Here is an 11,666-nt window from a genome sequence, read left to right on the forward strand (position 1 = left end):
GCGTCCGGCGGCCGCCGGACCCACGGTTGCTCGGGGCCCCGGTCCTCAGTGCCGTGCCACCACGCGCAGCGTCCGGACGGACGGGTCGGACGCGTCCGGGATCAGGACGCCGTGCTCGACGCCGCTGCGCAGGTAGTCGAGGACCTCGTCGGTGATCACTTCTCCGGGGGCGATCGCGGGCACGCCCGGAGGGTAGGGGCTGATCATCTCCGCGGCGATCCGTCCCGCGGCGCGCTCGGCCGGCACGTGGTCGGCCTCGGCGAAGAACGCCTCGCGCGGCAGCATGGCCTGCTCCAGCTCCAGGGCGGACGGCTCCGGCAGGTGGACCGGCGGCTGACGTTCGATGGAGTCGGCGCCTTCGGCGAGGGCGCGCAGGGCGTCCAGCAGGACCTTCTCGGTCTCGTCGTCGTCGGCGTGGGTGATCGAGGCGCTGATCCGGCAGGTGTCGGAGCCGCCGACGTCCACGTGCCGGTGGGTCCGCAGCCACTCGGCGGCCTGCATACCGCTGATGCCGAGTTCCCGTACGTCGATCACCAGTTTCAGCGGGTCGTAGGAGGCGGCGAGCCCCTCCTCGACGACCTCCTGGCCCATGGGCCGCAGTCCGGGCAGGTCACCGGCCGCGGCCCGGATCCGCTGCGCGCGGTGCAGCGCGGCGTCGAGGAGCGCGTGCCCCTGCTCGACCATCTGGCGGCGCCAGCCGTCGAGGGTCGCGTACACCAGGGACGAGGCGCTGGTCGTGCCGAGCAGGTCCTCCCGCTGCTTGAGCGCCTCCGGCGACACCCGGTCGTACTGGAGGTGGAAGACGGAGCTCTGCTCGATGGCGCTGCCCATCTTGTGGACGCTGGTGACCACCAGGTCCGCCTCGGCGTCCATGCCCCAGGCGGGCAGCCCCGGGTGGAACGGCAGGTGCGCGCCCCACGCCTCGTCGACGATGAGCGGGACGTCGAACTCGTGGCACACCCGGGCCACGCCCTTGATGTCGGCGCAGGTCCCCCAGTCGGTGGGTGTGATCAGGAGCATGCCCTTGGCGTCGGGGTGCTCCTGGAGGCGGCGGCGTACGTCGTCGGGCTCCGGCGGGTGCGCCAGGTGCCGTTCGCCGTCGAACTTCGGGTGGACCCAGATCGGCTCGACCCCGTTGACGACGACGCCGGCGATCACGGCCTTGTGCGCGTTACGGGAGAGCAGCAGCTTCTCGCCGGGGCCGGCCACGGCCAGCATGGCGGTCTTCACCGACAGGGAACTGCCGCACGTGGAGAAGAACGCCTGGTCGGCGCCGACCGCGTCGGCCATCAGCTCCTGGGCCCGGCTGAGCACGCCCTGGGACTGACGGCGGTCGTCCAGCCCGTTGAGGGACAGGACGTCCGAGCGGAACACATCGAGCCCGACGATCTCCGCCACCCGCGGGTCCGCGCCGCGGCCCTGCCGGTGCCTGGGCGGGCCGTAGACCGTGTCTCCACGACGCCGGAACTCCTGCAACGCCTCCAGCACCGGGACCCGCGAGTGATCCATCGTTTCCTCCACGTGTGGTTCTCCGCCCCTGTGGCGTCCGTGGGCCCGGACCGGGGCAACCGGTCCGGGCCCACGGGATGCGGGCGTCGCTCGGGGCCGTACGCGAGCCGCCTCGGTGCGCCGGCCCTACCGGGCGGACGTACCGGACCGCGACGACCGCCGCTCGCTCGCGACGGCGCTGGCGGCCAGGCCCAGCAGCAGGCCGACGGCCCCGACGATGACGTTGTTCCAGATGGTCCTGGTGGTGCTGACGTCACCGGAGACCGCCCATGGCGCGATGATGGTCCACGCTCCCAGTGCGCAGGCCGCCCACGCCATGCTGTGGGTGCGCTCGTAGGCGCGGCCGAAGCCTCCGCTCATCAACAGCGCGTAGGAGATACCGACGATGAGGTTGTTGACCGCCAGGACGGTCAGGTTGTTGAACCCCGCGATCCACGGGGAGGCCGCCAGGTACACGCCGGTGAGGAAGGCCAGCGCCTCGATGGCCTGCGCCCTGGGCGTACTGGTGGCGCGCTCCGCCATCTCGTGACGGTTGCGCATGGCGACGATGTCGGGATGGGTTTCCATCGACGACCTGGGAGAGGTTGTCACTCCCATCACCTCCGGGAAGTTCCGGCCGGGTCTGTGGAGTCCCACGAGTACCCCTGTGGCCGGGCGATCGAACCGTCCCGGCCGTGTTCCGTCCGGCCCGTTTCGGGTGCGCCCGTGTTCGGGCGCGCCTGTGGTCCGTCGCGCCTGTGTTCCGTCCCGCCGCGGGCGCGCGCGGCGCAGGCTTCACGGCGTGTGCCGCGGGGTACCCGGCGCGCCATGGGACGCGTCAAGCAGTACACCGTCGCCGCCTCCGGACAGTGGACCGACGAGGAGGAGGGCCGGCGTCGGCTGCCCGCCGGCGAGGTCCACGCCTGGGAGCAGGGCATGAACCAGACCGTCTGCGGTCTGTCCCTCAGCCGCTCCCGGCTGATCCGTTTCCCGCACGTCACGTGGCTGGACACGGTCCCGGAATCAGGCGGGGCCGCGGACCGGGTACAGCGCCGGTGCCCGCGCTGCGCCTCCGTCGCCGGACACCGTGGTACGGACGCCCGCCCGAGGTGGCACCGCGTCAACCCCCGGCCCTGAGCCGCTCGTTGCCCGCCGGGCCGGGCGGCGGGCTGATCCGGGGGCGCCGCGGGACGGGCCCGGAAGCACAGGAAGGGAAACGATCCGATGATCACTGGTGATCATGTGCGTGAACTGCTGAACCGTGCGGACGACGCCGTACTGGTGCTGGTCGGCGGCCGGGCCGAGGTGGTCGCGGCGCCGGAACTGGACTCGGAGGACTGGCGCGGCGCGCTGACCGTCGTGACCGGCCGGGATCTGCGGCAACGCCTGGCGGCAGCCCCGTCGGCGGCCGGCGATCCCGACGCGGTGGCGGCCACCCTCGACGCCACGGTGCGGCAACAGGGCGGCTGAGAGCAACCGGCTGAGAGCAAGGGGAAGACACCGTCACCGGGGGTACCGCACAGCGCGCGGCGAGGCGCCCGAGGTCCTTGGCCTCGGGCGCCTCGCCGCGCGTGGGGGCCGCCGTCGCGCGATTCGCCGAACAACCGGACGCCGGAGGCCGGATATCGACCATCGACTGCCGTACGGCGAACCGCCCGACTCTCACGAGGGTGCGGGTCAGGCGCCGACCCGGCCGTGGCTCATCCGGCGGCCGGCGGTCACGGCCGCTCCCGCCAGCGCGGCGGCGACGGCCGTCCTGCGCATCGCGGTACGCCGCCGTCCGCCCCAGCCGCCGTGCACGGCGCCCTCACCGGGAGCCGGCACGTGCAGCGCTCCGTGCGTGTGCGGGGCCTCCTGGCCGTGATCGAGATGGCTCTTGTCCGTCTGCCGTGCCATGACCCGTTCGGCGCGCCCCGGTGCCTTCCGGGCCTGCCGTACGAGGGCCTTGCCGGCGGGGCCGACCACGACCTCCCGCTGCGGGTGCCGGACGACGTCCACGACTGCCTTGGCCACCCGTTCGGGGCTGTAGACCGGTGGCATGGCGACCACCTTGCGCCTGGTGTAGTTGGCCGCCTGCTCGAAGTGCGGGGTGTCGATGGTCGCGGGCATCACGGTGCACACATGGATGCCCTTCACCCCCTCCACCCGCAGCTGCTGCCGAAGGCTCGATCCAAGGCCCTGCACGGCGTGCTTCGACATGCTGTACGGGTGGCTGTACGGCTGGGAGACGGCACCCGCGATCGACGAGATGTTGACCAGCGTGCCCGTCCCCTGCTGCCGCATCACCCGCAGAGCCGCCCGCGCCCCGTGCACGTAGCCCATCACGTTGACGTCCAGGACCTTGCGGAAGTCCTCCAGCGGCACGTCCTCGAAACGGCCGAAGGCGTTGACGGCCGCGTTGTTCACCCAGACGTCGATCCGGCCGAACTCCTGCACGGCGCGCTCCGCCAGGTCGTCGACCGCCTTCACGTCCGTCGTGTCGGTCGGCACGACCAGCGTCCGTGCCCCGCTGTGCTTGGCGCACTCCTCGGCGGTCGCCTCCAGCGCCTCCTCGCGGCGCGCGGCCAGCACCACGGCGCATCCCTTGCGGGCGAACGCCTCGGCCGTGGCGCGTCCGATTCCGCTGGACGCCCCGGTCACCACCACCACCTGATTACGCAACCGCATCCCGTACCTCCTCTGATCCGGCGGAGCCGGACGCTCGTGTCCGCCTCCGCGACGGACGAGTACCCGGCACCGCCGAGTCATCTCGGCTGTCAGCGGCCCGTTCCGTGCTGGAGCACGAGGAGGGCGAGGTCGTCGGTGCGCTGCCCCGTCGTACTGGTCCTTCTCAGCAGCTCGTCGATGAGCAGGTCCAGGTCGCTGTCGTCGGCGTGCGCGAGGTGGCGGGCGAGACCGGCGATGGACTCGTCGAGGTCGACCCCCGGTGTCTCGACGAGTCCGTCGGTGTAGAAGGCGAGCAGCAGGCCGGGGGTGAGCGGGAGTTCGGTCAGGGGGTAGACCGCGTCGGGGACGACGCCCAGGAGCGGTCCGGGCGGCACGTCGACGGGCCGGGTGTCGCCGCCGGGGAGGCGCAGCAGCGGGGGCGGGTGGCCGGCGCTGGCGAGGGTGACGCGGTGGCGGGTGAAGTCGAGGTGGGCGTAGAGGCAACTGGTGAACAGGTCGGGGCCGAGATCGGTCAGGAGCCGGTTGGTCCGGGCGAGGACCTGGTCGGGGGTGGTGCCGAGGGTCGCGTGGGCGTGCACACCGGTACGCACCTGCCCCATCAGCGCGGCGGCGGCCGCGTTGTGGCCCTGGACGTCGCCGATGACGGCCGCGGCGGCGGTGTCGCCGAGCCGGATCAGGTCGTAGAAGTCTCCGCCGATGTCCATTCCGCGGGTCGCGGGCAGGTAGCGGGCGGCGACCCGCAGGCCGGTGACCGGGGGCAGGGTGCGTGGGAGCAGTGCCTGCTGGAGGTCGTGCGCCAACTCGTGCTTGGTGTCGTACAGGCGGGCACGGTCGAGGGCCTGCGCGATGAGTCCGGCGAGTGAGGTCAGGACGGCGCGTTCCTCGGCGGAGAACGTGTGCGGATGGTCGTAGGAGAGGACGCAGCAGCCGACGGGGCGGCCGGAGATGATCAGCGGCAGGAAGGCCCAGGCCTGCTTGCCGCTGATCAGCAGTGCGTCGGGGTAGACGCGCCGCATCTCCTCCGGGGCGGCGAAGAAGGCGGGGATGCCGCTGCTGAGGGCGCGCCCGGCCGGGGTGAAGTCGGTGTCCAGGGACAGGGCGTCCAGACCCTCGATGGTGTCGGCGCGGTAGCCGCGGTGGCCGGTGATGCGCAGCCGGCCGGCGTCTGCGGTGGACAGGACCAGGCCCTGGGCGCCGAAGGCCGGCATGATCTGGTCGGCGACCAGGTCGATGACGTCCTGGACGCCGACGACCTCGGTCAGCGCGGCGGCCAGATGGGTGAGCTGGTACAGCCGGCCGGCGCGGGCCGGTGTCACGGTGCGCGTGGAGTGGGGGGGCGCGGGGACGGGCGGGGGCTGCGCGCCGCTGGGCACGATACGGACGCTGATGCCGCTGGCGTCCGGGTAGAGGTGGAACTCCAGCCAGTGGTCCGGTGGGCGGCAGGCAGTGAACGACACGGGTTCGCGGCTGATCACCGCGGCTCGGTAGCGGTCCTCGTAGATGGGGTCGTCGAGCCAGCGCAGGGACTGCCACGGCAGGGTGCCCAGCAGCTGTCCGGCCTCGCGGCCCAGCAGGTGGCAGGCGCCGGAGCTGAGGTAGGTGAAGTGCCCCTCCAGGTCCACGGCGCAGCTGCCGCCGGGCAGGCGCTCCGCGAAGTCGGCGACGGCCGTCACCGGGTCCACGGGCCGGCGGCCGTCCTCGAGGGGGACGACACGTGGCTGCTCGCTGGGGGCCGGGGACCTGCCGCGCTCGACGGCTTCCTCCAGCAGCCGGGCGAGCCGCCCGCACCGGGACGCGATGTGCCCCCGCTCCCGGCCCGTCATGTACGGCGGGCGGGTGGCCGGCCACATCAGCAGCAGTGTTCCCCACCGCCGGACACCGGTGACCGGGGCGGCGACCAGCGCCAGCGGGTAGGGCAGCGCCATCGCGGTGCGCGGGTAGGAGTGGACCATCTCCTCCTGGCTGCCCACCCACACCATCCGTTCCTCGCGGACCGCGTCGGCCACCGGGGCCGGAGCGGCCGTCGACACCCTCGCCCACGGTGCGGCGAACTCGGCCGGCGCCCCGCACAGCACGTCGAGCCACAGCACCTGCCCGTCCGGTGCGAGCAGGTACAGCGCGCCGATGGACGCGCCGGTCCGGCGCACCGTCTCCGCGAACACGGCGTCCAGTTCGCGGGTGTCGGCGACCGGATCGGCCTCGCCGGTCACGGGGCGCCTCCCGCGTCGCGGGGGGCGCGCGGGCGGCCGGGGGCGCACCGCCGCTCCCCTGACGGCGTGGCGCACCCGCCCCGGACGTGCCCGATCTCACCCATATGAGGACGTTACGCCCACGAACCGCGGCCGTCACGCCATCCCGCGCCGACGGCCCAGCAAGCCGGGGACGGCCCGGCACGCAGCGGGTTCCCGACGTTCTCCCAGGTGATCCGGATCGCCCGTCAGCCGGAGGCACCCGGCACACAGCGGGTGCCGGACGTTCTCCCAGGTGATCCGGATCGCCCGTCGGCCGGAGGCACCCGGCACACAGCGCGTGCCCGACATCTTCGTCCCGGGCGGATCCGGTCACGGCGCCCCCGGGGCTCGCCGGGAGACGACGGGCGAAGACCTCCGCCGGGTCCCTTCACCGCGCTGCGCCCGTTAGCCGGCCGCGCGCCAGGGCACCTGGGTCACATCCCCGGTGGCGACCGACGAGGAGAGACAGTGACGACCGGTCCGCTCCGCGACGACGAACAGCACATCCTCGACGAGTTGGAGCGCGTCCTGCGCCGCGACCGCCGCCTGGACCGCCGGATGCGCGCGCTGGACCGGCGCCCGCGGCCCGTGGTGGCCCGCGTGGCGCGCTACCGCCCGCATCCGTGGACCGTCGCGCTGCTGCTGGTGGCGTCCGTCGCCCTCATGGCGGCCGGCATCGCCACCTCGGAGCCGGTGGTGATCTGGTCCTTCGCCGCGGTGTGGCCCGTGACGCTGTACGCCGTGTTCCGGCTGCTGTGCCGGTGGACGGAACCGTGAACGGGCCCACGCCCCCGAAGGTGCCCACCCGTTGAGCCATCGGCCGTGAGCCGGTGAGCGGCCACCCCTGCGCTGTGCCGGCGCGCGGAGCCATGAGCGCCACCCGCACCGCGAACACGCCCGAGGCGTCGGCTCGTTGGGTCACCATCCATGCGCGTGGCCCCTCGCGGCACCACGCGGTGTCGGACGCGGCCGAGCGGCAGGAAACCTGGCGAGCGGCCACCCCTGCACGCAGTCGCGTCGCGACCAGTCACGCGCACCCCCTTCCGGCCGCTGTGCCGGCGCGCGGAGCCATGAGCGCAAGCCCGCAGCAGCGAACAGCCCGAACCGTCGCCCCCTTGAGCCACCACCCATGACCCGGTGCGCGGCCACCCCCCGCCCGCGCCCTCGTCGCGAGCAGTCCCCCACGCCCCCGTCGGCCGGTCAGCCCGTGTAGCGGCGGGCGGTCGAGCGGCGTTGGGTGTCCTCCAGCAGCCGTAGCCGGGACTCGACCTCCGTCGGCAGCACCCGGCGTTCGCGCAGCACCCACGGCAGTGCGACCGCCGCCTCGGCGAAGGCGCGCAGGGACACGGCGTCGCGCGGGACCGTGCGGGCCAGGTGCGCGGTGCGGCGCAGGGCGGGCCCGGCGGGCCGGCGCAGCCAGGTGAACCACAGCGTGTTGCGGATGCCGTGGGCCCGGCGCAGCGTGGAGTCCCTTACCACCGAGGGCTGGTGATGTGCCGTCAGGTGATCGGCGTACGTCAGCCACCAGCCGTCGCCCGCCAGGTCCGCGGCGAGCAGCTCCTCCTCGCCGCCGAGCCACAGCCGGGGATGGAAGCCGCCCGCGGCGCGGAACGCGTCGGCGCGCAGCACGGTCGCCGCGGCCAGGAAGGAGCCGAGCGCCGGTCCGGGCAGCCAGCCGGGCCGCGGCAGGGGCGAGTCGCGCAGTTCGGCGACGATGGGGTCCTCGGTGCCGTCCGGCTCGACGACGATGCGGGCCGTGACCGCGCCGAGCGCGGGATGCCCGTCGAGCAGGTCGGCGGCCCCGGACAGGGCGCCGGGCGCCCACCAGGAGTCGTCGTCGCAGAAGGCCACGTACGGCGTGCGCACGTGCCGCATGGCCAGGTTGCGGCCGACGGCGCCGAGGTTGCGGCCGGGTCGCAGCAGCAGCATCCCGGGGTGGTGGCGGGTGACCGCGTCGGCGGTGCCGTCGGTGGAGGCATTGTCGGTGACGATCACCCGGGGCCGCTCCGGCAGTTCGGCCAGCCGGTCGAGGGTGCGCAGGAGTTCGGGGCGGCGGTTGTGGGTGATGACGACGACGGTGGTGCGGGGGTCGGTCATACCGTCGCTCCCACGTCCGCGGGGTCCAGGGTGCGGGCCGCTAGTTCGACCTGCGGGGGCAGCGGCCGGCGCGCGCGCAGGGCGGCGGGCAGACGCGCGAGGGTCTCGCGCAGGACATGCCGGGCGTGGGGGTCGTGGCGGGCCTCGCCGGCCAGGTCGCGGGTGCGGGCGAGCGCGTGCGCGAGCGGCCGGCGCAGCCACGCGGTGAGCAGGGCGTTGCGGCGCATGGTGACCGAGCGGCCGGCGCGGGGCGCCGGGTCCGGGTGGTGGTGGGCCACCACATCGGGACAGTGGGTGACTCCCCAGCCGCGCGCGGCGAGGTCGTAGGCGAGCAGGGTCTCCTCGCCGCCGAAGAACAGCACCGGGTGGAAGCCGCCGGCGTCCAGGTAGGCGCTGCGGCGGACGACGGAGGCGCAGGCGAGGAAGCCGAGGACCTGGGTGCCGGGGAGATCGGCCGCCGGCCCCAGGGGTGAGGTGGCGAGCACCTCGTTGAGCGGGTCGGGCTCGGCGGCGGGGCCGACCAGGGTGCGCGCGGAGAGCAGGCCGAGCCGCGGATGGGTGTCGAAGAGGTCGGCGGCGCGGCTCAGGGCGCCCGGCGCCCACCAGGAGTCGTCGTCGCTGAACGCCACGTACGGGGTGTCGAGGGCGCGTACGCCGTGGGTGCGGGCGAGGGCGCCCTCGTTGCGCGGCAGGCTCACGACGCGGACCTGGGGGAAGTCGCGGGCGAGCAGGTCACGGGTGCCGTCGGTGGAGGCGTTGTCGACGACGACGACGGGCGGCCGCTCGGGAAGGCCGAGCAGCTCGTGGAGGGTGCGGGCGAGCGAGGGGGCGCGGTCGCGGGTGGCGATGACGACGCCGACGGATGCGTGGTTCATGAGGTGCCGGTGAGGGGGTCGAGGGCGTCCAGGACGTCTTCGGGGCGGATGCGCAGCAGGACCGGGTCGGTACAGAGCCCGTGCGGGTCCCCGTCCGGGCCCGGGTGCCACAGGACCCGGTGGCGCGGATGGTCGGGCGGGCCCCAGCGACTGGGCGGAACGGGGCCGAAGAGGGTGACGGACGGGGCGGCGTGGGCGACGGCGAGGTGGGCGATGCCGGTGTCGCCGCTGACCACGGCGCGGGCGTCGGCGACGAGCGCGGAGAGCCGTCCGAAGGGCAGGCCGCCGCCGAACACGTCGGTGTCGGGCAGCCCGGCCTCCTTGGCCAGCCGCGCCACCAGGTCGCCCTCGTCCGCTCCCCCGGTGACCACGACCCGGTGGCCGCGTGCGCGCAGCGTGGTGGCCACGCTCGCGTACCGGTCGACGGGCCAGCATCGCGAGGGCGCTCCGGCACCGGGATGCAGGACGATCGCGCCGGGGGCCGGGGACGGCTCCGGCGGGCGGGGCAGCCGGAGGTCGGACGCGTCGGCTGGGATTCCGTAGGCCTCCAGGAAGCGGCACCAACGGTCCCGTTCGTGTTCCTCGGCGTACCACGCCGGCCCGTCGATCTCGGGCGTGTCCGGGTGGGCGAAGGCCAGCAGCCGGCCCGGGCGCAGGGACCGTAGGAGCCGGTGGCTGGGCGGTCCGTTGCCGTGCAGGTCGACGGCGATGTCGGGGGGCGGGCCGGTCCAGTCGAGACGGCGCGGTACGGCCCGGCCGGGGGCGGAGGCGGGCAGCAACCGGTCGACGGCTCCGGTGGCCGCGGCGACCGGGGCGAGCTGTTCCGGGGCGGCCAGCACCAGTTCGTGGTCCGGGAAGCCGCGGCGCAGCGCGCGCAGCGCGGGGACCCCGGCGAGGAGGTCGCCGAGGCCCAGGGCGCGCAGGACGAGCAGACGGGGACGGGTGCTCATCGGGCTCCTTCCCGCACCCGTGCCACCAGCGCGGTGGAGGAGCGGCCGTCGAGGTAGGGCAGCAGGACCGCCTGCCCGCCCCATTCCTGGAGCAGCGCGGCCTCGGGCAGTTCGGCGCCGGAGTAGTCACCGCCCTTCACCCAGATGTCGGGGCGCAGGTCGGCCAGCAGCCGCTCCGGGGTGTCCTCCTCGAACACGGCGACGGCGTCCACACAGGCGAGGGCGTCGAGCACGCGGACCCGGTCGGCCAGCGGGTTCACCGGCCGTTCCGCGCCCTTGCGCCGCCGCACCGACACGTCCGAGTTGACGCAGACGACCAGGCAGTCGCCGAGCCGCCGGGCGGCCTGGAGCAACCCGACGTGTCCGGCGTGCAGCAGGTCGAAGCAGCCGCCCGCGGCCACGACGGTGCCGCCGGTGGCGCGCACGCGGGCGACCAGATCGCGGGCGTCCGCGGCGTCGGTGACGGCCGCCGGGGTGCGGTCGGCGCGCGTGACGGCTGCCGCCCCGCCGGCGCCGACGAACTCGGTGGCCGCGGCGACGGCGCCCTCCACGGCCTCCCCGACCAGCGCCCCGCCGGCCAGCAACCCGGCCGCCGTGGCGGCGAACCGGTCACCGGCGCCGCAGGTGTCGCCGTGGTGCGCGGTGGCCGCGGGCACGAGCAGCGGGTGCTCGCCGTACGACAGCAGGGCGCCGCTGGAGCCGAGGGTCACCGCGACGGCGGCGACCCGCCACTGCCGCACGAGGGCGGCGGCGTCCCGGGCGGCGTCCCGCAGGGAGTTGCCGTCGCCCTGGTGGTCGGCGAAGGCGCGCGCCTCCGAGCGGGCCGGGCAGACCAGCCGGGTGCCGGGCACCGGTGGTCCGCCCCGCGGGTGCGGGTCCCAGACCAGCGGGGGCCGCGCGGTGAGAACGTCCCGCAGGGCGTCCGCCGCACCCCGCCCGTAGTCGGAGACCAGTACCGCGGGGGCGGAGCGGAGCAGCTCGCGTGCCTCGTCGGTGGCCTCGCCGGCCCGGCCGGTGCCCCGGTCCAGGCGGACGACCGGGCTGCCCTGCGCCAGCACGCGGGTCTTCTCGGGCAGCGCGCCGGTCAGCGGGAGTTCGACGATCTTCATCTCCGGCGCGAGGAGCCGGCGCAGTTCCTCGCTCGCCGGGTCGTCGCCGAGACCGGTGATCAGGGTGACCTCGCGGCCGTCGCGCGCCGCGAGGTACGCGGCGAGGGCGGCGCCGCCCGGACGCAGCCGCTGCGCGCAGTCGGCGACGACGGGCACCGGCGCGTCGGGGGCGAGGCGCTCGGCGGTGCCGGTCAGGTCGCGGTCCAGCAGCGCGTCGCCGAGGACCACGAGGGGTGCCTTGCCGGACAC

Annotated in this window: 11 protein-coding genes; 3 read left to right on the forward strand and 8 right to left on the reverse strand. The window is 74.9% G+C overall.

The window, feature by feature from the left end; all coding sequences use genetic code 11:
- Positions 1-45: 45 nt before the first annotated feature.
- On the reverse strand, positions 46-1,509 hold the full coding sequence (locus QQS16_RS08250) for an aminotransferase class I/II-fold pyridoxal phosphate-dependent enzyme (RefSeq protein WP_286060964.1): 1,464 nt from the start codon (positions 1,507-1,509) through the stop codon (positions 46-48).
- Between the two features lie 126 nt (positions 1,510-1,635).
- On the reverse strand, positions 1,636-2,076 hold the full coding sequence (locus tag QQS16_RS08255) for an SPW repeat protein (RefSeq protein ID WP_286060965.1): 441 nt from the start codon (positions 2,074-2,076) through the stop codon (positions 1,636-1,638).
- A 240-nt stretch (positions 2,077-2,316) separates the two neighbouring features.
- Here QQS16_RS08255 and QQS16_RS08260 point away from each other — a divergent pair, with 240 nt between their 5' ends.
- Positions 2,317-2,625 (forward strand): hypothetical protein, encoded by a 309-nt coding sequence (locus QQS16_RS08260; protein WP_286060966.1) that lies wholly within the window; start codon positions 2,317-2,319, stop codon positions 2,623-2,625.
- An 87-nt stretch (positions 2,626-2,712) separates the two neighbouring features.
- A complete protein-coding gene (locus QQS16_RS08265; protein ID WP_286060967.1) occupies positions 2,713-2,958 on the forward strand; it encodes a hypothetical protein in 246 nt (81 codons plus the stop codon).
- Positions 2,959-3,165: 207 nt separating this feature from the next.
- On the opposite strand, the gene QQS16_RS08270 is transcribed toward QQS16_RS08265, so the two are convergent.
- Together QQS16_RS08270 and QQS16_RS08275 are read right to left on the reverse strand one after the other, a co-directional pair.
- On the reverse strand, positions 3,166-4,155 hold the full coding sequence (locus QQS16_RS08270; RefSeq protein WP_286060968.1) for an SDR family oxidoreductase: 990 nt from the start codon (positions 4,153-4,155) through the stop codon (positions 3,166-3,168).
- Positions 4,156-4,244: 89 nt separating this feature from the next.
- Positions 4,245-6,365: a SpoIIE family protein phosphatase gene (locus QQS16_RS08275; RefSeq protein WP_286060969.1), complete on the reverse strand. Its 2,121-nt coding sequence runs from the start codon at positions 6,363-6,365 to the stop codon at positions 4,245-4,247.
- A gap of 489 nt (positions 6,366-6,854) precedes the next feature.
- Between QQS16_RS08275 and QQS16_RS08280 the strand changes: the two genes are divergently transcribed.
- Positions 6,855-7,163, forward strand: a complete 309-nt coding sequence (locus QQS16_RS08280) for a DUF3040 domain-containing protein (RefSeq protein WP_286060970.1) — start codon at positions 6,855-6,857, stop codon at positions 7,161-7,163.
- Positions 7,164-7,586: 423 nt separating this feature from the next.
- Here QQS16_RS08280 and QQS16_RS08285 read toward each other — a convergent pair whose 3' ends face one another.
- From QQS16_RS08285 to rfaE2, 4 genes are read right to left on the reverse strand one after another with little or no spacing between them, the layout of a single operon-like run.
- Positions 7,587-8,483, reverse strand: coding sequence for a glycosyltransferase family 2 protein (locus tag QQS16_RS08285; protein ID WP_286060971.1), 897 nt, complete (start codon positions 8,481-8,483; stop codon positions 7,587-7,589).
- Entirely contained in the window at positions 8,480-9,358 is an 879-nt protein-coding gene (locus QQS16_RS08290; protein ID WP_286060972.1) for a glycosyltransferase family 2 protein, read from the reverse strand. The genes QQS16_RS08285 and QQS16_RS08290 overlap by 4 nt, the downstream gene beginning before the upstream one ends.
- Positions 9,355-10,308, reverse strand: a complete 954-nt coding sequence (locus QQS16_RS08295) for a glycosyltransferase family 9 protein (protein WP_286060973.1) — start codon at positions 10,306-10,308, stop codon at positions 9,355-9,357. The genes QQS16_RS08290 and QQS16_RS08295 overlap by 4 nt, the downstream gene beginning before the upstream one ends.
- A complete protein-coding gene (gene rfaE2, locus QQS16_RS08300; protein WP_286060974.1) occupies positions 10,305-11,666 on the reverse strand; it encodes a D-glycero-beta-D-manno-heptose 1-phosphate adenylyltransferase in 1,362 nt (453 codons plus the stop codon). Before rfaE2 ends, QQS16_RS08295 begins: the two co-directional genes overlap by 4 nt.

Origin of the sequence: Streptomyces sp. ALI-76-A (assembly GCF_030287445.1) — a bacterium.
GTDB lineage: Bacteria > Actinomycetota > Actinomycetes > Streptomycetales > Streptomycetaceae > Streptomyces.